23 protein-coding genes and 1 pseudogene are annotated in these 21,739 nt (G+C 53.6%); 12 read left to right on the plus strand and 12 right to left on the minus strand.

The features are described 5' to 3' along the window. Window positions 1-18: 18 nt before the first annotated feature. Together B0E33_RS31480 and B0E33_RS30625 are read left to right on the plus strand one after the other, a co-directional pair. A complete protein-coding gene (locus B0E33_RS31480) occupies window positions 19-375 on the plus strand; it encodes a DedA family protein (RefSeq protein WP_228148170.1) in 357 nt (118 codons plus the stop codon). 475 nt (window positions 376-850) lie between these two features. Beyond that, window positions 851-1,831 carry a L,D-transpeptidase family protein gene (locus B0E33_RS30625; protein ID WP_209171781.1) on the plus strand — a complete coding sequence of 327 codons (981 nt, stop codon included), beginning with the start codon at window positions 851-853 and terminating at the stop codon, window positions 1,829-1,831. Between the two features lie 39 nt (window positions 1,832-1,870). Here the strand turns inward: B0E33_RS30625 and B0E33_RS30630 are convergent, their stop codons facing one another. After that, window positions 1,871-2,623: a heparan-alpha-glucosaminide N-acetyltransferase gene (locus tag B0E33_RS30630; RefSeq protein ID WP_062492085.1), complete on the minus strand. Its 753-nt coding sequence runs from the start codon at window positions 2,621-2,623 to the stop codon at window positions 1,871-1,873. Between the two features lie 350 nt (window positions 2,624-2,973). After that, window positions 2,974-5,157: a heavy metal translocating P-type ATPase gene (locus tag B0E33_RS30635; protein WP_077294820.1), complete on the minus strand. Its 2,184-nt coding sequence runs from the start codon at window positions 5,155-5,157 to the stop codon at window positions 2,974-2,976. A 649-nt stretch (window positions 5,158-5,806) separates the two neighbouring features. On the opposite strand from B0E33_RS30635, the gene B0E33_RS30640 reads away from it, so the two are divergent. Next, window positions 5,807-6,310, plus strand: a complete 504-nt coding sequence (locus tag B0E33_RS30640) for a L,D-transpeptidase (protein WP_077294877.1) — start codon at window positions 5,807-5,809, stop codon at window positions 6,308-6,310. Window positions 6,311-6,725: 415 nt separating this feature from the next. Then, complete coding sequence (locus B0E33_RS30645) at window positions 6,726-7,214, plus strand: L,D-transpeptidase (protein WP_407690697.1); 489 nt, start codon at window positions 6,726-6,728, stop codon at window positions 7,212-7,214. A 176-nt stretch (window positions 7,215-7,390) separates the two neighbouring features. On the opposite strand, the gene B0E33_RS30650 is transcribed toward B0E33_RS30645, so the two are convergent. From B0E33_RS30650 to B0E33_RS30660, 3 genes are all read right to left on the minus strand, one after another. After that, window positions 7,391-8,332 (minus strand): cation diffusion facilitator family transporter, encoded by a 942-nt coding sequence (locus B0E33_RS30650; protein ID WP_040450261.1) that lies wholly within the window; start codon window positions 8,330-8,332, stop codon window positions 7,391-7,393. Beyond that, window positions 8,322-9,083, minus strand: coding sequence for a transglutaminase-like domain-containing protein (locus tag B0E33_RS30655; RefSeq protein WP_077294823.1), 762 nt, complete (start codon window positions 9,081-9,083; stop codon window positions 8,322-8,324). Before B0E33_RS30655 ends, B0E33_RS30650 begins: the two co-directional genes overlap by 11 nt. A gap of 335 nt (window positions 9,084-9,418) precedes the next feature. Continuing rightward, entirely contained in the window at window positions 9,419-9,847 is a 429-nt protein-coding gene (locus B0E33_RS30660; protein WP_062492079.1) for a MerR family transcriptional regulator, read from the minus strand. A 480-nt stretch (window positions 9,848-10,327) separates the two neighbouring features. On the opposite strand from B0E33_RS30660, the gene B0E33_RS30665 reads away from it, so the two are divergent. The 7 genes and pseudogenes from B0E33_RS30665 to B0E33_RS31690 form a co-directional block, all read left to right on the plus strand. Further along, the gene (locus tag B0E33_RS30665; protein ID WP_062492077.1) at window positions 10,328-10,750 is read left to right on the plus strand and encodes a disulfide bond formation protein B; all 423 of its coding nucleotides are present in this window, start codon (window positions 10,328-10,330) and stop codon (window positions 10,748-10,750) included. After that, window positions 10,747-11,406 carry a DsbA family protein gene (locus B0E33_RS30670; RefSeq protein WP_062492075.1) on the plus strand — a complete coding sequence of 220 codons (660 nt, stop codon included), beginning with the start codon at window positions 10,747-10,749 and terminating at the stop codon, window positions 11,404-11,406. Before B0E33_RS30665 ends, B0E33_RS30670 begins: the two co-directional genes overlap by 4 nt. Window positions 11,407-11,433: 27 nt before the next feature. Next, on the plus strand, window positions 11,434-11,898 hold the full coding sequence (locus B0E33_RS30675; RefSeq protein ID WP_062492073.1) for a copper chaperone PCu(A)C: 465 nt from the start codon (window positions 11,434-11,436) through the stop codon (window positions 11,896-11,898). Then, complete coding sequence (locus tag B0E33_RS30680; RefSeq protein ID WP_062492071.1) at window positions 11,898-12,524, plus strand: SCO family protein; 627 nt, start codon at window positions 11,898-11,900, stop codon at window positions 12,522-12,524. Before B0E33_RS30675 ends, B0E33_RS30680 begins: the two co-directional genes overlap by 1 nt. A 183-nt stretch (window positions 12,525-12,707) precedes the next feature. Then, entirely contained in the window at window positions 12,708-13,163 is a 456-nt protein-coding gene (locus tag B0E33_RS30685; protein WP_062492069.1) for a DUF411 domain-containing protein, read from the plus strand. Window positions 13,164-13,185: 22 nt separating this feature from the next. Then, a complete protein-coding gene (lspA, locus tag B0E33_RS30690) occupies window positions 13,186-13,659 on the plus strand; it encodes a signal peptidase II (RefSeq protein ID WP_062492219.1) in 474 nt (157 codons plus the stop codon). Window positions 13,660-13,735: 76 nt separating this feature from the next. Then, window positions 13,736-14,290, plus strand: a pseudogene (locus B0E33_RS31690) (IS66 family transposase); the annotation flags it as partial. Between the two features lie 126 nt (window positions 14,291-14,416). Here B0E33_RS31690 and B0E33_RS30700 read toward each other — a convergent pair. The 3 genes from B0E33_RS30700 to B0E33_RS30710 form a co-directional block, all read right to left on the minus strand. Beyond that, entirely contained in the window at window positions 14,417-14,773 is a 357-nt protein-coding gene (locus tag B0E33_RS30700; RefSeq protein WP_062492067.1) for a thermonuclease family protein, read from the minus strand. Then, a complete protein-coding gene (locus B0E33_RS30705; protein ID WP_228148176.1) occupies window positions 14,770-15,258 on the minus strand; it encodes a lysozyme family protein in 489 nt (162 codons plus the stop codon). Before B0E33_RS30705 ends, B0E33_RS30700 begins: the two co-directional genes overlap by 4 nt. Before the next feature lie 86 nt (window positions 15,259-15,344). Beyond that, window positions 15,345-16,247 carry a methyl-accepting chemotaxis protein gene (locus tag B0E33_RS30710; RefSeq protein ID WP_158514230.1) on the minus strand — a complete coding sequence of 301 codons (903 nt, stop codon included), beginning with the start codon at window positions 16,245-16,247 and terminating at the stop codon, window positions 15,345-15,347. A gap of 686 nt (window positions 16,248-16,933) precedes the next feature. Between B0E33_RS30710 and B0E33_RS30715 the strand changes: the two genes are divergently transcribed. After that, window positions 16,934-17,731: a hypothetical protein gene (locus B0E33_RS30715; protein ID WP_062492059.1), complete on the plus strand. Its 798-nt coding sequence runs from the start codon at window positions 16,934-16,936 to the stop codon at window positions 17,729-17,731. Window positions 17,732-17,775: 44 nt separating this feature from the next. Here the strand turns inward: B0E33_RS30715 and B0E33_RS30720 are convergent, their stop codons facing one another. The 4 genes from B0E33_RS30720 to repC all read right to left on the minus strand — a co-directional run bounded on the left by B0E33_RS30720 (window position 17,776) and on the right by repC (window position 21,181). Beyond that, on the minus strand, window positions 17,776-18,555 hold the full coding sequence (locus B0E33_RS30720) for a MarR family transcriptional regulator (RefSeq protein WP_062492057.1): 780 nt from the start codon (window positions 18,553-18,555) through the stop codon (window positions 17,776-17,778). Window positions 18,556-18,617: 62 nt separating this feature from the next. Beyond that, window positions 18,618-19,136, minus strand: coding sequence for a thermonuclease family protein (locus tag B0E33_RS30725; RefSeq protein WP_077294832.1), 519 nt, complete (start codon window positions 19,134-19,136; stop codon window positions 18,618-18,620). A gap of 159 nt (window positions 19,137-19,295) precedes the next feature. Then, window positions 19,296-19,832 carry an RrF2 family transcriptional regulator gene (locus B0E33_RS30730; RefSeq protein WP_077294835.1) on the minus strand — a complete coding sequence of 179 codons (537 nt, stop codon included), beginning with the start codon at window positions 19,830-19,832 and terminating at the stop codon, window positions 19,296-19,298. 5 nt (window positions 19,833-19,837) lie between these two features. Further along, complete coding sequence (gene repC, locus B0E33_RS30735) at window positions 19,838-21,181, minus strand: plasmid replication protein RepC (RefSeq protein WP_077294838.1); 1,344 nt, start codon at window positions 21,179-21,181, stop codon at window positions 19,838-19,840. Window positions 21,182-21,739 lie beyond the last annotated feature (558 nt).

Genomic DNA, 21,739 nt, shown 5'->3' on the forward strand with positions numbered 1-21,739 from the left:
GTTGGCTGGGTATAGTCGATGGACGCACTTGAAGAATGGATCAGAGTAAATTCGTACTTGGTATACGGGATACTATTTTTTTATTGTGCGATGAAAAGTGGGGCTCTGCCGCTGTTTGCTGCTATCTTTGCCAGCACTGATGATCTTTCGATATTTGCAGTATCTGCGGCATCCTTTCTTGGCGGATACTTAGGTGATGAAGCACGGTTTTATCTTGCGCGGCGATATGGTGACTATTTGACAAGCCGGCTGCCAAGATTAGGTGTGATTGTCAAACGAGCTGAAGGCTTGCTTGCGAGGCACGGAGCCAAATACATTTTTTGTACCGATATCCAAAAGGTATGCGAACGATCGGCGCATTTCCGGTCGGGTTAAGCAATATGTCCTGGTTGCGTTTCACTGTTTTCAACGCAGGATCCGCTGCCTTGTGGACCACGTTGCTAGTTGCGTTTGGATATGTGTTTGGTGTTGCGATAGTAGAGACTGTAGAACGTAATTGGGGCTGGCTTAGCGTTGTCGCGATAGGGGTATTCGCACCTTTGGTTTGGCTTGTGTATCGCAATAATTTGACGAGTGCGCAAAAGGGATTAAGAACTCCCTAGTGTCAAAAACAAAAAATAACCACTTTTCCGGACAATCAAATGTACGGTCGATGTGCTCGCATTTGTAACAGCTCTGTTCTGTCCTTGTTGCGAGAGAACCAGAAGACCTCAACGATTCCTATTGCGAGGAAACCGAACAATGAACGTTGCCCTCCTGAGATGCGAGTATTCTAGCGAAATGTCAGGTAGTTATGCGTCCGGAGATATTTGAACCGGCACAATTCGCCCGGAGGATCCTGAGTGTGAGCATGACAATTTTCATGCTTCTGCTCGCGGGATGTGTAGGTTCGTCAATTGAAATGGAATCGCGCGGAGAAATTGCAATTCCACATGAGGTCAAGGCGTTGATGCGCAACAAAGGGGTCGAGGGATCAGATCCCGTCTTCATCCGAATTTTCAAACAGGAAAGTGAGCTTGAGGTTTGGAAAAAAAGGCGCGCCGGTGATTATGTTCTTCTAAAAACATACGAGATGTGTCGTTGGTCCGGCGATCTGGGTCCCAAACGAGCCGAGGGTGATCGCCAGGCACCTGAAGGCATATATGAAGTCACGCTGGGGAGGCTTAATCCCAACTCTAAGTATTTCCTTTCATTTGATTTGGGGTATCCGAACAAACTTGAACGCGCGAAGGGTTACTCTGGAACTGCGCTCATGGTCCACGGAGCCTGCTCGTCTTCCGGGTGCTTCGCAATCACAGACGAGCAAATCACCGAAGTGTATGCTCTAGTTCGGGACGCATTGCGCGCCGGGCAACCTTCCGTGCAGGTGCAATCACTCCCTTTTCGTATGACACCTGAAAATCTTGCGAGGCACTACGACAATCCAAACCTCAGTTTCTGGCTGGATCTCAAAGAAGCTTCCACCACGTTCGAAGTCCTGCGGCGTCCGCCAGAATTCCGGTTTTGTGAAGGAAGATATCGTTTTGGCGCAGCAAAAAACCCAGGAGCTGACTACGGCCCCCTTGGACAGTGCCCGCAGTTGGAACCACCACCGCAAAAAGTTTCAGAAAAGATCGCTGCTGACCTAAGCTCAGTTGAACAACTTCGGGAAGGGGGCGGCAATATCGTAAGTTCTTACGCCGACGGTGGAATGCACTCTAGGTTTCGAAATGTTCTTTTGGAAAAGGGAGCTGAATTCCTCGCGAGGAAAACATCGAGTAGCGCCGTACCGGTTAGCAGACCAAAGGCAGCACTGTCCGACCCATACAGACCTTTGCTGTCTCAGCAATGACTTTTTGGTGTTGTGAAGGATGTAATCGGAGCCTCGGCCTTAGCGAAGCATTCGCGCAACGGGCAGAATGATAACGAGGAGCAATGGCTGGTGAACCAAGTATATCAATAAACTGTTTCGCCCCATCCAAGACAGGATCCTGGTCAGTTTGGTATTGTGCAGATCAGGAAATGAGCGTGAATCGCCGTTTTTGATATAAAAAATCTTGGCTAGAAAAATGCCGATCAAGGTCAATCCGGCCCATGGCAGAATTGGAACGAAATCGTTGCTGGGTGGGGGGGAACTAGACACGCCAATCCATGCGAGCCACCGGGTGTTGAACAGTTCCAATTTTACGAACTGCGGCAGGATGAGTAAGCCGGTTCCCGAGATTAGTGAGACCAGGGCGGGCAAATTTAGAAATAAAACACCAAAAAGAGAAGAAACCGCAATCGCGTGCAAGATGCCGAAAAAAATGTAAGTCTGCGGAAACGCGATCCACGTGACCAATGAAATCGAAATCGCAGCTGCACCGATCATCGTCACACGTCTTACAAATCTGCTAAACTTGAGCCCTTTTCTGTGCGCAAGGACAAGGCTCACGCCGACTAGAAACATGAAGGTTCCGGCGAGCAAGCGGCCGAATGCAAGCCATACAGGATGGAACGCGAATCCGTCGATTAATCCCGAAAACTCCAGATCCCAAACAATATGAAAAAGCACAACGCCAAAAATAGCGATACCTCGCACGGTATCGATCAGCAAAACTCGCTGATTTGATAGACTTTCGTCATCATTGTCTGGACTAATCATTTCGCTCGTAGTTAAACCTTTTTCGGCCTCAGAAAACGTGCGTAGTTAATCATTTTTCCTAACCGGGAAGACCTGCAATCCCAGTTTGGTGGACCGACTCAGAATTCTAAGTCAACGAGTGGTGCTGAAAAACCCCGATCAATTTTGGCTACGATTGCTTAACTATTCTGGGTCGTCAAAGTCCACCAAGCACCTGACGATGGCCAAAGATACAGTTTTGTCGCAAAGTTTTCTTCTGCGGTTTTATCTAGTCTGATAACCTGTATGGCGTTCATATTGTCTCAGCAATATCGGTTAGAGTTGATTTAGTCGTCCAAAATGCAGCGCATCCAGCTCCAGCTCGCTCGAGTTCAGGTTTCCCCTTTCCATGCCAGAAGCCGCATAGCATTTGCGGTGACGAGTACTGTTGCGCCTGTGTCGGCAAGGATTGCTGGCCAAAGACCGGTTACACCTGCGACGGTCGTCACCAAAAACAACGCTTTCAGGCCCAGAGCCATCCCCACGTTCAGTTTAATGTTCCTCATCACCGCATGAGACAGGCTTATCATCTGGGCAACGTCCATCACCCGCCCATGCAATATGGCTGCGTCGGCAGTTTCAAGTGCCACATCCGTGCCGCCTCCCATGGCGATACCGATATCCGCGGCGGCCAGAGCCGGCGCGTCGTTGATGCCGTCTCCCACTTTGGCAACTTTCAGGCCGTCCGCGCGTAGTTCATCGACGATCCGTTGCTTGTCCTGCGGTAGAAGGTCCGCGCGCGGCTCGATGCCGAGAGCGTCTGCAATCGCCGTGGCCGTTCGGGTGTTATCACCCGTCAGCATCAGCGTGCGAATTCCCCGCGCCTTTAAGGAAGCGAGGCCGTCTATCGCATCTGTCCTTGGTTCGTCACGCATGGCGAAAAGAGCGGAAACCTTGTTGTCTACAAGCAGCACTGAAACAGTTTTGCCCTCGGCATTGAACGCATCGGCAACCGCAATCTGATTGTCAGTCATGCTGACCCGGTCGCGAGCAGCGGTCGCGGATCCAAGAAAAACCGACACACCGCCGACTCGGCCTTCGACGCCCTTTCCGGGGACCGCGCGTGCTTGGGATGCAGGCGGAATGGGTGCCTTCTCGGAGTCAGCCTTTTGCAGAATTGCGAGAGCAAGCGGATGGTTCGATCCTTGCTCCAACGCGGCTGCAAGGCTCAGCGACCGCTGATCGCTGCTCCCAAACGACCTGATGTCGGTAACCACCGGCCGGCCTTCTGTGAGGGTTCCGGTTTTGTCGAAAGCCACCGCCGTTATCGCTGAAAAACCCTCAAGCACGGCGCCGCCTTTCATCAGCAGGCCGCGCCGGGCCCCGCTCGCCAGACCGGCGGCAACCGCCGCAGGGGTGGAAATGACCAGGGCGCAAGGGCAGCCAATCAGGAGAATGGCGAGCCCCTTGTAGATCCAGTCGCTCCAGTCGGCGCCGGCCAAGACCGGCGGCACGGACGCAATCAACGCTCCCAGGACAAGAACTCCTGGCGTGTAGTAGCGCGAGAAACGCTCAATGAACCGCTCGGTCGGCGCCTTGCTTTCCTGCGCCTCCTCGACCAGCCGGACCACCCGGGCGATCGTATTGTCCTCGGCGGTGGCGGCGACCCTGACGCGCAACACTCCGTCAATGCTGATCGTGCCAGCAAAAACCGTGTCACCCTCCGCCTTGCGCCCGGGCACACTCTCGCCGGTAACCGGCGCCTCGTTTATCTCGGACGAACCCTCAAGGATTTTCCCGTCTGCGGGAATTCGATCGCCTGGCCTCACAACGATGACGTCGCCAACCGAAAGACTATCTGCGGGCACTTCCGAGATCGCATTGCCCTGTTCGAGTTGGGCAGTCTTCGGCACCAAATCGGCGAGGTCAGCGATACTCGCGCGCGCACGCCCGGCGGCAACGCCCTCCAGCATCTCACCGACCAGAAACAACAAGACGACAACGGCAGCTTCCTCGGTGGCCCCAATTAGCACCGCTCCAACCGCCGCGACAGTCATCAGCGTTTCGATTGAAAACGGGCTGCCCAAGGTCGCGGCCACATACGCACGGCGCGCCACCGGGACGAGGCCGACTAGCATGGCCAGCAGGAAAGCCCAGGGCCCCGCTGCCGGTATGAGTCGCCCGATAGAAAAAGCGGCGACAAGGAGAATGCCGCAGGCCATCGTCAGCAAGGCCTTGCGCGTCCGCCACCATGGCCGCTCTGTGTTGTGGCTCGCATGGTTCCGCGAAACGGCTTCTACCGTCGGCGCCTCGGGGTCTACGTCCCTTAAAGCCGGGGATTCGTCAAACGGCGTGATGCCGTAGCCGAGGCGTCTCACTCGTTGCATGACCTGATTGTCGGAAACCGTGCCGTCATGGCTGATCACCAAACTTGCTCCAGGCACGGACACGGCCACCTCCCCGATGCCGGGCAAGCGGCGTAAAGCGGTGTCGATCTTTGACGCACACGAGGCACAATCCATGCCCTCGACTCGGAAACGGGTTATCAGATTTGAACTGTCGGGGGTAATAGTCATTTTCGACCTCTTGCATTTTCGCTCTACAAGATAGTCTCTCTAGTAGCTAGAGATTCAAGAGGTGTAGACGGACTTTTCTCAATCAGTCAGCTTTGTCAAAGTGCTGGCGTTTCAAATTTCATTTTCCGTTTTCGCAGTTATGGATTTCTTGAGAATTTATCTGTAAGTATTGCGAATGCGTAACTGGGTCTTAACCATACTGATTGTGATTTATACGGGGCTTCATTCCGCCGCCGCAGTTGGTGCTGCCCAGACAGCCGGGGAGCCGGTGCTTCCAGACCAAAAAGCAGTTCAAAACGCCTCGATCGTGTCCGAAACACTCACGTCGCATAACCTCAGGTGCTGCAATCGAACGAGCAACCAAGCAAAGTCTCAAAAACCAGCCAAGTGTGGAGTCGATTGCGTGTCAATTGCGGGTTCGTTGGAACCGAGATTTTTGAAGGCGGAATTGGTTTTGGAAGATACTGTATTGCTTGGCCTTTTTTCCAAAGATCCAAAGCCAGAAGACAGGCCTCCAAGAATTTACTGACACGTGGCAGCTTTATCGCTGCAAAGCTTCCTGCGATCGTTAGTAATTTTTTGGAGAAAAGCGATGATTACTCGTCGTAATTTACTCATTGGCTCCGTCGGAGCAGTTGGAGCCTTTGTCATGCCTGCTTATGCACATGACAAGAAACAGTTCAAGATCGACCCCAAATTCGAACCGCAATCCGTACGATACTTTTCCTATCCTCCTGGGACGATAGTTGTCGATACGAAAAATCATTTCCTCTACCTCGTTCAGAGTTTCGGCAGGGCGCGCCGCTATGGAATTGGTGTCGGCAAAGCGGGATTGTCGCTGAAAGGGGAGGCGGTAATAAAACGCAAGGCGGAGTGGCCAAGCTGGCGTCCCACCGCAAACATGATACGTCGTAACCCCGGCAAATATCGGAAATACGCAAATGGTGTCCCTGGTGGACCGAATAACCCTCTTGGATCAAGAGCGCTTTACCTTTATCGAAACGGCCGGGACACCATGTACCGGATCCATGGAACCACCGAACCTTCCTCTATCGGTCGATCCGTCTCTAACGGCTGCGTTCGGATGATCAATACTCATGTTGAAGATCTCTATGAACGCGTGCCTTTAGGCACAAGAGTGGTCGTTTTGTGAGTACCCAATAGCCGAAAACTCTGGTCAGGCACGTGGCTGCATCCGGCGCGTGCCTTTACAAATGAGGGCTGCATTAGCCCAAGAAGACAGAAACCCAAGTACGAGCTTTGGACGATCATTTGTCGAGCGTTTCATCTGACCGCTTTGATCGACTTTTACGTATGGAGAGAAAAAGCATTATTTGGTTGATCTGAAATGTCTTGGCTATTTCCCCAAACAAACAAGTAGTATCTGAATGACTTACCTCTCAAGAAGATCCTTTCTTTCAGGATCGGCATGCTTTGCTAGCGTCGTTGTTAGCGGATGTGCCTCTGACAAGGCACAAATAAAACCAGTGCCATATTCTGAAGACCCAGCCTACATATCGATGTATGGCGCTATGCCAACCGAGCGGTTTCCGCTACCGGCAATTAACTTGAAAAAAGTACCAGAGCGTTTCTACCGCCAGCAAGTTGATTACAACACTCCTGAAAAAGTGGGCACACTTGTTGTCGACACGCAAAACTTTTATCTCTACCTGGTTCAGGAAAACAAAAAGGCAATGCGATATGGAGTGGGGCTTGGTCGGGCCGGATTCGAATGGTCAGGACGGGCTCGGATTGCGCGCAAGACTGAGTGGCCCAAATGGACACCACCAGAGGAAATGATCGAGCGGGAACCGGAACTCGAGAAATGGAGTTGGCGGAACGGTGGAATGCCTCCCGGGTTGGAAAATCCTCTAGGAGCGAGAGCGCTTTATATTTTTCAGGGAAATCGCGACACGCTCTATCGCTTACATGGAACTTCTGAATATTGGACAATTGGCACCGCGGTTTCCAGCGGCTGCGTCAGATTGATGAACCAAGACATAATCGATCTTTTTGGACGGGTGCCTGTCGGGTCACCGATTGTAGTATTGTCGTGAACCGACAATCGGTAAATTCAGCTGGTTACGGGGACGATGTACGGCGAATTGTCAAATTGTCCCTGATAACTCTGGGATCGATTGTTCGGCCGCACGGCCTTAACAGCTCACAAGGCCGCGGTAACCAAACATCGCGGCAATCCGATTTGATCGCACCATGCGTTAGCTGCGGCATGTCACGTTTGCTTATAAGACCGATCATGCCCAAACAACGGAACATCGTTTTCGCACACACCCTCGCGCTCAAACTCCAGAGTGGTATGAACGATGCCGAAGGAATCTGATAGTTTTTCTTTCAGCTCCAACTTGATTGCCTCCAACTGTTTCCAGTCAACTTCTTCGACGACTACATGAGCGTCTAACGCTGGAGCGTTCTCTTCCATCTGCCATAGGTGTACGTGATGTACCTCGCGAACCCCAGATGTTGCACGCAGTAGATCGACGACATCATGTCCTTCGATGTCCGGGGGACTACCCAGCATCAACGTTCTGACCGGTCCGCCAATCTCCGTCACTGCCAGATAGAGGATGTATCCCGCAATGCCGATGGTAACAGCGGGGTCGACCCATCGCATATCGAATAGGATGATCAAGGTCCCGCCGACGATTACCGCAACGGACGCCAGTGCATCCGATAGGTTGTGCAAGAACAGGGCACGAATGTTCTGACTTCCCTTTTGCATCGACCAGGTCAGTGCTGCTGTCAAAGCATCTACGCCGAGAGCAAACCCTGCGATAATCACGACCGTCCAGCCCTGGACGTCCGGTGGTTCAATCAGGCGCATTCCTCCTTCATAAATTAGGTAAAGGCCGACGATAATAAGGGTCGTATAATTGATGAGCGCAGCTACTGTTTCTATGCGTCCGTAGCCGAATGTCATACGTTCATCCGCAGGGCGCCGCGCAATCTTGCGGGCAGCGAAGGCAATAATCAGCGCGGCCATGTCTGAAAAATTGTGCAAGGCGTCTGCAATCAGTGCAAGGCTTCCGGCAAAGAGGCCGCCCACTATTTGTGCGATCGTCAGAAGGCCATTAGCCCAAATTGCCACGCCGACTCTGCGGTCGCCGCTTTGAGGATCGAGGTGCACGTGACTATGCCCGTGGTGGTCATGCGGCATCTGCGATCCCTCCGTGATCATGGATTGCAGACCTACTGGGCTTTAATCGGCCTGATCGAATGGCACGGACGCGAGTGTTCATCCAGTGACGTATGATGAACCGGTAAAGCCAGCCCCTCACTCGTCCGAATTTTTGCATGTGCTCTGAATAGAATTGATCCGGCGTTTCAAACACACCAAAGTCCTGCTCGATGCCCGTATCTTGAATGTAGGTGTCATGCCCCTCCCAACGAACCGGTGGCGCGTCAAGGCAATCGGTGCCCGCACCGAAACCACACAAGCTCTTGTTTCCGGAAAAGGTCTGCTGGAGAACGCTCAAGAATTTTGCATCTAGAATGAATCCTTCGAGATTAATCCATTTGCCGTCGAACTCGACCTCAACCCAGGAATGAATAATTTCTTGTGGTGCGATCGGAAAGATCAAATCCGGGACGACACCACGTTGTAGCTCCTTGTGAATCGTGAACCCTCGCAGGCGGCACTTGATACCTACACCGCGCAATAGCGCCATTAGGAGCGTTCCCTTGGTGTTGCACTGGCCGTACCCATCTCGAAGTACTTCAGACGCGGGAATGTTGTCCGCCCGATTGTAGCCGAAGGCGATTTCGTTTCGAACAAAGTCGTAGATTGCGCCTATGCGATCGTACTGAGGCAGTCGGAGCCATTTCCGATCTTCAGTCAGACGGACAACGGATGGTGCGCGGTAATCGAGTAACTGCGTGGCGGCAAGAAGGGGGGCAGCATCGGGCATGTGATTGTTCCTCGTATCGACCGAGTATGTATGTAGTTTCTATAGTCGCTAGAGGTTCAAGAGGTGGCCACCCAAAAAATCTAGACTCTGAAGGGCAGCTGTTGCTCCCTGTCTGCGAACGAAATTCCGACAAGGCCCATTACTCTGGTTTCTGTACTATCTCACCCGCAAAGGGAACATGTGGGTTGTTTGATTTTCATAGTCTAATTTGCGATGCCGCCGCCCCGATTTATTTCCGAACCGAAGACGGCCATAAAGTTTAAGACATGATCCATCATCAGAGCTAAGCAAGTAATAGGCGGGGAAGATCGATTCAATAACCGTCAAAGTAATACCTAAGCACCGATCTCATCGTGATCAGTTAGGCACTCGGAGTGGTCTCGGAGTACCTCAAGTACGCGACAGTCAGCTGTGCGGCCACCGCTACACTCCTTGACCATTCGCTTCAGTTCCGTACGAAGCGCCTGTAAACGCGCGATGCGCTGTTCGACCTGCTTAAGCTGCCGACGTGCAATCGTGTCAGCCTTGCCGCAGGGCCGGTCGGGATGATCGCAGAGGTCCAGGAGCTCCCGGATTGCTTCCAATGAAAAACCAAGCTGCCGCGAATGGCGAATAAATGAAAGTTTGTCGAGTTGCTCATTACTATAGCGTCTCTGTCCCCCCTCAGTACGGTCCGGTTCTGGTAGAAGCCCGATCTGTTCATAATAGCGAATAGTCTGCACTTTCGTGCCTGTTTTCTTTGCAAGACCGCCGATCGTGAGCATGAATTAGTTATCCAAATACAAAATTATACGGAGCGAAATGGACTTTCAGCAGCGCCGAACCTAAGCCATTTGCTTCCGCGCGACAATCAAGCACGTCCGCAAATTTGAGCTTGAACCTCTAGTGGCTTTAGGAATTATACGTATTCCGAAAAAGGTAATTCAGTAGTCAGTTACTGCCACATTCGAACTGTTTGATCTCCAAACGTGTACGAACTCTGAGGTTTTTAGGACGCGCCGGATACTGGTGGTCGTGTTTTTTGGCAACCAGTTTTGCTGCTCTACCGGAAACCCACGCCACAATAGACATCCTCGCATTGGATTTGACCAAAATGAAAACAATTCACACCTCTACCGGCGCTGACCGGAACGCGTCTGTAAACCTGACAAATGATTTACGGCCACTTGTGAGGGAGAGTAGTTGGTACAACGACATGCCCGGCGAAGCAGTTTTCACCACACTAGACGAGGGGATCTGACTTTATGGCCCGCGTATCCGGAGAAATGGCGCTAGTCCTTGCCTGGATTGTTTCTCTTGTCGCTACACTCGCAGTATTGTTCATCGGCGAAGTGTTAGGCCAAACGCCTTGCGTGCTTTGTTGGTTCCAGCGGGCCTTTATGTTTCCTCTGGTTGTTGTCCTAGGGTTTGGTCTTTGGTGGCAAGACCGTCGAGTTGGTCGCTACGGCGTAGTTTTGGCACTTGGAGGCGGAGCCGTCGCACTCTGGCACCTAGGTCTTTACGTAGGCCTGATTCCTGAGCCCATTCAACCATGCTCTGCAACCGGTCCTTCCTGCACTGACTCCAACCAATTGTTCCTCGGCGTTCCCATCCCGTTGATGGCGCTCGTTGCGTTCGCTCTCATCGGCCTGTTGTCCGCCCTGTCACTCAAGGAGACACATAAATGAACCGCCGCGCATTGATCTTATCTGTGCTCGCACTTGGCAGTGCCAGCTTCGTCGGTGCCGCCTGGTATGTGAAACGCCAAGCGCCTTTGGAGAGTGCCCAATCTCTCGTCTCAGAGGGCAACGAGGTCCTTGTTCGGCCCTACTCACCAGTCCTTGGGCCAGAAAACGCACCGGTCACAATTGTCGAGTTCTTCGACCCCGCCTGTGAGGCCTGTCGCGCGTTTCATCCAATTGTGAAAGACCTCTTGGCGCAGCATGAACCCGCGGTTCGTGTCGTGATACGTTACACGCCATTTCACGGTGCGGCATCAGAAGAAGCGATCCGAATCCTCGAAGCCGCACGAATGCAAGGTGTCTTCGAGCCTGTGCTGGAGGCTGTTTTGCGCGAACAGCCCAGGTGGGCTTCGCACGGCTCCCCACAGCCAGGTTTGATACTCGGAATTGCCGCGGCCGCAGGTCTTGATGCGGAGGCCGCGCGTACACAAATGCTTGCACCCGACGTCGTTGGGATCCTCAACCAAGACCGTGCGGACGTCGAAGCTGTCGGGGTGCGGCAGACACCAACATTCTTCGTAAACGGAAAGCCGTTGGATCCATTCGGCGATGTTGAGCTGCGGCGCCTGGTTTCGGCGGAAGTTGCTGCGGTTCAAAACTGAACTGCGATCTACAAAGGAAGAACGGCAATGAGAATAGTACTGTCCCAAACGCTGGCGGCACTCGTAATCATCATAGGGTTCTCTGCCGCCTCCGTGGCAGGCTCAGACAAAGTGCTAATTGAGGATGCATGGTCTCGCGCATCCATCGGTACCAGTCGTCCCGGTGTGGCCTACATGAAAATCCGTAATACCGGCGACCTTGCAGTAACGCTGAGAAGCATTGGTACGGATATTGCGCTGAAACCTGAAATTCACCGGACATCAACGACTAACCAAGGTGTGAGTTCCATGACGCCTGTCGGCGAAATCGAAATTGCTCCGGGAAAAGCAGTGATTCTGGAACCAGGAGGACTTCATGCGATGCTGATGGGGCTGCAACGGAAAATGACCGAGGGTGAAAGTTTCCTTATGACCCTGGCTTTTTCCGATGGTGGTGAAGTAACAGTCGAGATTCCAATCCTTAGCATCGCCGCACGTGGACCCGAGAGCTGATGCGGCAACGGCGTTTGCTTGAGTATGGCGTGTTTGGCGTCGCGGCAATCAGCTTTATTCTTTTCGTCGGCTGGTGGCGTGTCGATGGTCCGGGTGCACCGGAACCTTCCGATCGGCGTCCCCTTGATTTTCCTGCGATGGAGTTTCGGCTCACTGACCACGCAGGAAACGCGGTGGGCCCTGAAGTCCTAACTGGCCGCGCGACGATGGTGTTTTTCGGTTTCACTTTCTGTCCCGACGTTTGCCCCACCACGCTCTCGGAGATATCGAGTTGGCTTGAGATGATGGGCGAGGACTCGGACCAACTTAATGTGATTTTCATTACAGTTGACCCCGAACGCGATACCGTCGACGCAATGGCTGAGTATGTGGGTTACTTTGATGCTAACATCCGGGGTTGGACCGGAACGAATGAGCAAATCGCGGTAGCGGCAGATATGTTCCGGGTCACCTATGAAAAGGTACCGACAGACGGTGAAGACTACACCATGAACCATACCGCGAGCGTCTTCTTGTTCAAAGCAGACGGTCAGTTTTCTGGGGCTATCGACTACCACGAGCCCCGAGAAACCGCAGTGCCCAAAATTCGCCGCGCAATGACTGAAAAAGAGGAAGTGCCTCAATGAGCAAGAGGTATCTGATGAATGTCGGTGTGGCTTCAACGGTCGACTCGCCAAACTGATCCATACTCAAGGAGCGTCTTAACGGATGCTCCCCGGGCTGCAAGCGAACAGTACCGGCATCCCCAAACCGCATCACCGCTTCTTGGCTATAAGTGCATTCGATCCATAACGAAAAGGCTCTGCTCCATGAAAAAATGTCTCACTGCTCTCATGTTCACTCTTGCATTGTCGTCATCTACGCAGGCATTCGCTGACCAAAGTCTAGTCGAGGTCCGCAAGACCAACGGTTGCGGCTGTTGCCTGGCTTGGATGGAGCATCTTGAGGAAAATGGTTTCAATACGACCGGCGAAGACATGTTTGCCGGACCGTTGACGCGGTTCAAGATCGACAATGGCGTGCCCCAGCGAATGGCCTCTTGCCATACGGCACTTGTTGACGGCTATGTAATCGAGGGTCATGTCCCGGCGACCGATATTCGGCGTCTCCTATCAGAACGTCCAGACGCGATTGGTCTCGCCGTGCCCGAGATGCCGCTCGGCTCACCGGGCATGGATCAGAGCGACATGCGAGAAGCCTATGATGTCTTCCTGATTCGGCGGGACGGTTCGACGGAAGTGTTCGCGAGTTATGCGAGTAATTGAGCGCACCTAAAGGATGGCAATGATGAGACCAATTCTGACGATCGGGTTGGCAGGCGTTGCAACTGCGTTCTTTGTCGATCAGGTATCGAAGTCAATCATCGTCGCAAACAAAGCCAGTTTGACTCCCAGTGTCTCCGTCTTTCCTGGTCTCAATCTTACTTACTTGCAGAACAGCGGCGTGTCATTTGGACTGCTGGGTGAAGTGCATTGGTTTGTTCTTGTCGTGCTGGCGTTTGCCGTCTGCGTCTGGCTGTCGGTGCTTTTGATACGTGCCGCGAGCAGGTTCGAGGCCTTGGCCTATGGAATGATCATTGGTGGTGCTCTCGGAAATGTCACGGATCGGCTGCGATATCGCGCAGTGACTGACTTCCTTGACTTCTACTTTGGCGCAGCACATTGGCCGTCCTTCAATATGGCCGATGTTTTCGTGGTTGGCGGCGTAGGATCATTACTTCTTTCTCCGTGGTTGGCCGCTCGATATGCTGATTCCAGCTGAGACAGAGTAGCGTTCTTTCAATAGAATTTACGCGACCCGCATACATAAAATCAGCAGGCATGAGGTCCCGAATAATATCCGCGTGGCGCAATGCTGGGCGCACGGACGACGGAAACTGAAGGAAGTGTTCGACCGCGATGCCTCCGAGATCACCGCCGAGGGCTTGCGCCGAATCGCCGAGTTCTACAGGGTCGAAGCTGATATCCGAGGCACGGCGCCCGGGTAGCGGCTCTCGGCCAGACAGACCCGCACCGCGCCTCCTGTCGCCGCCTTCGGACCATGGTTGTAAGAGCAACGCCTCCGGGTCTCCGCCAAGTCTCGTCTCGGCGAGAAGTTCACCTATATTCATCGTCACTGGGACGGTTTACAGACCTTCCTTCACGATGGCCGTGCCGAGATCGATTGCAACAGTGTCGGGAATTTGATCCGGCCAATTGCATTGAACAGGAAGAATGCCTTTTCCGCCGGCTATGACGAAGGTGGCCGCATCGCATCTCACATCGAGACCACGAAAATTAACGGCGTGGAGCCCTTCGCCTATCTCAAGACGACCCTCGAGGCCATCGCCGACGGCCATCCGAAAAGCCGGATCGACGAACTCCTGCCATGCAACTTCACGCTGTCAAAATGAAGCCTCGTGGGGCGCAAACTTGCTTACAGAATAGCGGAACATGACGCAAAAGGAAATTACGGCGATCAACATGGATCCGATGGAGCTTCTACGGCGCATTAAGAACTCAAAGGATATGCACTACGGTTACCGATGACCGAGCCACGGCCGGGCAAGCCCCTTGTTGATAAGAATTTGGCTAACGTTTTTGCCATTGATGAGAACTCGAGCAAAAGTCCGGCCGTACTTGTCCTTGCCGTTCCGGAGTATCTGAATTCGCTGGCCGTCCGCCAGCTCGACGAGCCGGCATTTGGCCTTCTTTGCCATCTGGATCTCATTAGAACACTTTCCCTTGATCTCCGCAGTGTCCAGGCCAAGGACGCGCTCGCGCTCCGAGCCGCGTATCATGCTAATCAGGAAACTGTCGCCGTCCCAAACGCGCAATTGCTGTGGCTGACACGTCGCATCACAGAGATATGCGGCAATAACGATGTGGCTGGTCATTCTCTGTTGAAGTCACCGATCCCAGACAGATCGATGCCAATATCCACCTTATTCGGATCCTGCGCCCATAGCTGTTGCCGCAGTTCGTTCTTTGGGTCCGACCCAGCAATTTCGCTTTCCGTTTCCATCGCACCTTCTTCGGAGACGGACCGGTCCGGAACTCCCAGTTCAACGCTCTCTCCAGTATCTTCCGCCATGAACACATACTCCCCATCGAAATACCCAGTCTGGTACGCCTCGATGGCATCTGTGAAGGCTTCCGGAACCGGCGCGCCGTACCACTTCGTCACGATCTTGTAGACACGGGCAAAAAGTGCGGTCCCGATCTTGATGTTGTTGCAGGCGTCGAACACATCCGCGGTGACCTGCGACTTGTCGGTGATACCAATGCCAACCGGGTATTGCGTGATCCCGACGCGGACAACGGCTTTGCCGAGGTGATCCTGAACCAGCTTCATGGGGTCGGTTCCGGATGGGGGCGAAATGACACCCTAAGAGTTACCAATCGGACGAGCCAGAATTCTTGGGTATACAGGTGCGGTAGAGTCTACCGGTTGCGCGATATGCCCTCTTAAGCAGACCTGACGGAAGACAGGAACTTGCTGACTTCGGCTTTGAGGTGATTGGACTGCTCGGCAAGTTGCTCCGCAGAAGAGTGAATTTGGTTCGAGGATGCACCCGTCATCTCGGCGGCTTTATTAACCCCTGCAATGTTTTCGGAAAGACCCTGTGTGCCTCGAGCGGCCTCATCGACGTTGCGGGCGATTTCCTGTGTTGCTGCGTCCTGCTCTTCGACCGCAGTCGCGATTGCCGTCGATATGACGTTCATTTCCTCGATGATTTTGCTGATAGAGCCAATTGCGGTCGCGGCATCAGAGGTTGCTCCCTGAATTGCCCCGACCTGACTTGCAATCTCGGCTGTCGCTTTCGCCGTCTGTTCCGCCAGTTGTTTGACCTCTGATGCGACCACTGCGAACCCTTTCCCGGCCTCGCCGGCGCGGGCAGCTTCGATGGTCGCATTCAAGGCAAGAAGGTTCGTTTTTTCTGCTATATCGTTGATCAGACCGACCACATCGCCAATCACCTGCGCCGCGGACGTCAGTGATTGAACCTTCTCGTTGGTTTCACGCGCACTATCGACGGCTTTTGACGATAATTGTGTTGAACTGGAAACCTGCCGCGAGATCTCTGTTACAGAAGATGCCATCTCTTCTGTCGCACTGGCGACGGTTTGGACATTGGCAGCAGTTTCCTCGGATGAAGCCGATACCGCCGCAACCTTCCTAGAAGTATCTTCCGCGCCGGCTCGCAGGCTTCTAGAGGCCTCGGTTAGATGCTGCGCGGCTGTGGAAACCCCATCGACTACGCCGCCTACAGAGGTTTCGAATTCCGAAGCCAGACGCTCAAGGGGAAAAAACGGAGGGGGATCGCCCACCGGTACGGCCAGGTGTGGATCCGCGAGCCCGGTGGGCACGCGGATTTGCGCCTGGTCCTGCACGAGGGAGCGACGCCGGCGTGCCGGTGGCGCGAGTGAGGAAGGATGGGGAGACCGTTTTTTGCCCTTGGTGGGGGAGGGGGAGCGGCGTTTCCCCTCTCCTGACAGGAGCATGATGCCCGCCTGCAGGGCGGCCTATTTGGGGATGGCAAACGGAGTGCGCAGGGCGACGCCCGGAGGCGGGAGGATCGTCACCAGATGGCCGAGACGGGTGCCTGCGCCTGGCTCGGGGAGCGCAGCGACTAGAGCCGTGCCCAAAGGGTGCCGCACAAATTCTGTTTACCTCTTGAGAGCATTAACGAATGCCGAAATTTCGCAACAGACTTTTGCAGCACTCCCCTGTCACATCAGCGCCCACCCAATAGTGTGACTCCGACAATAGATTTGCCGCTTACCAGGCTCGGCTAACTTCCAAGTTCGCCATGGTATAACCGGGCATCGGTTCTGTCCGGGCCAAGCGCGTGAAGTCCCGATCGACGGTCGCATTCGTGTCGCCAATCTGGTTGGCGTCCAGTGAGCTTCTGCCGATTTCGTGGACACCAAGTTAAGGTGTTTGCCATGAAACTGGAGCGATGGAACGCAACGAAGGAAGTTCAGCCACGAATACAAGCTTGAGGCGGTGTCCACGAAATCGGCAGAAGCTCAAGAGCGGAGAGGGAAGACGAATGAGCAATCAGGAACGAGAAGCTGACTTTTTCGAATGGGTGGCGTTGGCATTCGTTTGGGGTTGGGTCGGAACGGTCATCGTTCTTGTCGTTGCCGCTATTCTGAGTATCTGGATGCATGGCGTGCTGGGGCTTGAGCACGGCTACTCGGAACCGCGTCAAGCAAAACTGGAAGCCCAAACTCGCGTCGCCCTATGGTCGGAGATGCATTCCTGCATCCAAGACAGGGCTGTGATCAAGCGCTTCGACTACTCGCAGGACCGCGTTGATCTCTATTGCGAAACCAGAAAGGTGGAAGCAAATGAGATGCTCACTAAACTGATCAGCGAAGGGGTGACGCTCAAGAAACACCATGCGGAAGGGTTCGCGATTCACAGTGGTTGGCAGGTTCTAGCTGGGCTAACTTGGCTTGCTTGGATTCTGGTGTCGCCGATCCTTATGCTTTTCGGTGCCTTGTTTGCAGCGATATTAGCCGTCAACGGCTGGAACCAAACCGAGGACAACAGCAAAACCTTCGTTATCGTTCTTTGTGTCGCCTTCCCGCCGCTTGCGACCTTGGCGCTTTACATCGCTCTGGAGACCTTGGCTCCGGGCACTTGGAACAATGAGATCAAACGAGTATTCATCAGCGCGGCGGCAATATTCTCGGTTCTGGCGTATGTCGCCTCTCGGAAAAACGCCAAGAAAATTGAGGAGCAGGTTGAAGAATACAATGCGAAGGTCGAAGCCATGGAGGCGGACCGGGCTAAACAAACTCGCTCCAACAAAGGGGGACGGGTCACTCACTCCCAACCTTAGCGCGTGCTTTGGAACAAATCTTGTTCTGCCCCCTCAATCGCATGTCAGGCTGCTCCGCGCTTCCTGCGCCGGAACGTTTCATTATCCTCACAACAGTTTCTGAGTTCCGTGTCTTGCTGGAGCCTTAGATCCCAATGGCGGAACTCGGCAACGATGGCTTCGCCGGCGCTGATGTGCTCTTCCCTGCCTGGATGATTGTCAGCTCTAACGGCCCGGATCGTAATGAGCCCGAGGTGTTGAAGGTAGTCGAGCTTGCCCCTGAAGCTGTTGGGATGCATGTCCAGGCAGGCCGCCAGTTTGCCCCGTGTGACAGGGCCGAACTGAGCGTTCAGCCGCGCGAGGAAGATAAAGAAGCCGATTGCCTGCAATGCACATGTCGGCGTCTCGCTTGGCCGCCGGCGTTCTCTAATCTGGCAAGAAGTGTGATGGATAAGCAGGCCGATATTGGAGCCTTCGACGTGGGCACCTTCCGGATCCCCGATCACGCGCTGCACTTCCTTCAAGAAGGCCACCATGGGCTCAGGAACCGACAGCTCATGCCATTTCTTGAAGTTTTCGCGATGTTCGACGACCTCGATCAGCTTGAGGCGCTTCAAATATTCAAGGAGATGTCGAACGCCGGTCGGCGTTACCCCGAAATATTCGGCAAGCCTGGGCGCTGACACACTTTCACCGCTTGCCTGGAACCAGGCTATGGCATTCAAAATACCGTAGCTTTTCAGGGCTTTGGATGATGTATCGCCTTTATTTGCGCAGTTTAACAATTTGGAATAGGCGACCAGAAACAGAAGGGGGCCGGCTGGCAGTTTATTTTCTTGGTTCATTACGGCGTGAAACCTAAATCAATCGCGGAAATCGGCGCGGCGGCACCGCCCCGGCTCCTTACTCATTGGGTAAATGACTTTCGATATGTGTGGCCGTCGAGTTTGAACGTGGACGACCAGATTCCGAGGGATTTTGAGCGGGCGATTTTTTCGAAAGACCCATATTCCGGGACAATCAGAGTACCTTCGGCCCTGGCGGCGATCGCCATACCTTCAGTCAACGCTTTTTTTGCGACATCGGACCCGTCCGGCAGGAAGCAGCGGCCAAGAACGGTTGCGTATCCGCCCGATCCTTCCTTGATGCAACGAATAGTGTAGCCGAGCGTGTTTTCCGTCAGCCAACCCGCGGCGACGGCTCCGCAAGGCCACGAAATTCCTTGATAGTGAGCGCGTTGGGTGAGGGCACACGCAGACACGCCAAAAAGTTTCACGGTGAGACCACTCTCCACGATCTGGAAACTGGATCCGTCGATAACGCTGACTTTTCCTTCGATGGAATCCGCCTGTGCACCGGCGGGCAGCAGCACGTTTAGGAGGAATATACCGAAGGCAATACACTTTTTGCGTGACATGAGTGCCATATGACAGCTCATTCTCTCGCAAACAAGTCTTCAGTAGATCAATTTGTGTGATGGTAGTGATTTGACTAGATGGTCAAGCAATTGAGTGCTTTAGAACGGATCTAGGCGCTATCCTACACGTAAGGTTGCGCAAGAACCCGTCGGCAAATATCGATAATACTATGACGCATCGGTAAGCGACCGATTTTCTTTGCGCCGCTTGCTGTACCGCTCAAGGTCACCGCTAACCAAACCGTTGCCGCTGATATATTTTTCTGCGGCTCTACGGGCGACTTTTACGTTCACGTCAGTTTGCAGGTCAGCCAAACAGAACTTGTCAAAAATGCGAATAAATTCGTGAAGCGCTTGCTGGTACATGGGCTGCACCGCGCAATGGCCTTTCATGTAACAATCGCAGCCTGCGGGATTGTCGCACTGCGCGAACTGCCAGCCACTTCGCTGCTCGCAAATCGAGATGACTTCCGAGACAAGAATGTCGCTGATCGGGCGAGAGAGGATGATGCCTCCGTACTTTCCGCTGCGGGTATCCAAGAGTCCGACCTTCGCCAAGCTCGACGTTGTTTCATTCACCGTCGATCGTTTGGTGTCGAGAACCTGACAGAGTTCGGGCGTCAAAACCCGGCGTTCTTTGTCCTCCTGAGCGTCGAGGTAGAGGAAGAGCCTGACGGCCAGGTCAGAATGGCTTGAAAGTCGCATCTACTTTAATTCCATGCGGCCGGCCCTTCCGGCCGATTGCCGTCCTTGGCCTTGTTCCAGTGGAAGAGCGATTTGGATAGGGCAAGCTGCCCGTTCTTCGCCTTCGTGATGATGCCGTTCAGATATGCGCCTGGAGACTGGATCAGTCCGGCTTCGTGTTTTTCGAAAATGAGGGCGACGGCGACCGCGGCCTGTTCTCGGCCGAGCGCAAGGGTTGCTGCGTTCCAAGTGGAATCCGCGATCAACAGGTGTCCTCTCATCACAGTTTCGACCGTGTTTATTATGTCCGCCCAGGTCGGAGTTTTGTCAGAAACCACCCATTCCTTAAATTGTGGGCAAAGCAAAAGCAAAGTTTTTGGATCCACGGGTCTTGCTGCAAGCTTTTCCGGTTGTTTTGGACCCGGGCGTCGCAAAGGCTCTTTCTCAGAGCCATTTTCATCGGCGGAGCCGATGTCAGAAGGGAACTGTTGTTCGGCGGGAGCCGAACGCCGTTTCGTGTACAACGAAGAATCTGTTTTCTGGACTGTACTCTGTATGAAGGTGCCGCTAGTGGGACCCATGGGTGCCATTTTTGATACCCTGGGGAACTTTTCTTCAGCGTTATCAACATCGCTGTCCCCATGGGAAAACTTCTCGCTCGCGGCGGCATAAGCGGTTTTGACGCGCTCCAACAGAGTTTCCAAGGCGTCGCACAGCTCGGCCAGCTCGTGGAGCGGAGTATTCGGCCGGCGCCGTTGAACGATCGCCTGAAGATTACGAGCGCATGTCTCCCAGGGACCAGCGATCTGATGGTCGGACGCGGTTTCGATGATGCTGGCAATCAGCCTGCGGGAAATCGTGAACTTGCGACTGTGCTCGCGGTGCTGAACGGCCCGTTGTTTGTCCCGCTCGAATAGATCCTCCAGTTCGGGCGTTTTCAGACCGAGAGGGGAGAGGTCGATACCGAAGGACGACGCCAGCACGATCTTGCCGTTCTGATCGCGCTTTCCGAAGCGCTGCCCTTTGGGACTGTCTTTGAAGCTGATCAGGCCCGCTTCGGCAAGCTTACGAAAATTGCGGCGGAGAGCGGACAGCTCGAAAGAACACTCGCAGACAAGGCGGGAATTATCGGGCCAGACGATTGGCCGGCTTGCCCCTGTCCAGTCCTGTTCCTGGCTGAAACTGAGGAGTTTGTTCATGAGTTCGATCGCCTGGGAATTGAGCCGCAGGAGATGGGTAACGCGGTTGAATGCGGTGACGGCGCGTCTTTTATCGACGGCAGTCTGAGTGCCCCATTCGTCGGCAAGCGACATGGCATCGTTTATGGCAGGCGTGATCTTTCGCAGCCCGGACGGCCTTGGCTTCGGCATAGGGAATATCCTTTTTTAGGCACGACTTTCCCGTGCGCCGAGGTGGCGTTTTGCGTTGACTGATTGTCCGGAGATCCCTATCCTCAGATCACATTTCAGAACTGATCTTCGAGTTGGCGCTCGAGGATTTTGAGGACAGAGCTTCCGTCGCTTCGGCTACGGGAGCTTTTTTCTTTTTAGGTTTGGCTCAATCTTCCTTTTGATACCATTTTTTTCAGTGTTGATTGATTCAGCAAATTTCGCTCAAGCTAGTCTTGGAATCGCCTCCAATCAAGTTTGAAGAAGGTCTATCTAGCGTTTCTGCCGCTGCACAATTTTGAACGTGCCGCTCCACATTTTTGGACCTCCCGCTGCACACTTTTGAAACTCTCGCTGCACATTTTTAATTGTACTATCAGGGACTAGCGCGGATTTATCATCCTTGTAACCTCCATTTCGAGACACATGCAGAAGGATGGGCATCAATTCCTCATTGTAGGGTCTTTAAAAGGCTTGCAGCAGAGTCAAAAGCGATTACAACGCGACACGGAATTGTTGCAGCCAGGGCACGAACACGCG

The sequence above is a fragment of the Roseibium algicola genome (genome assembly GCF_001999245.1).
GTDB lineage: Bacteria > Pseudomonadota > Alphaproteobacteria > Rhizobiales > Stappiaceae > Roseibium > Roseibium algicola.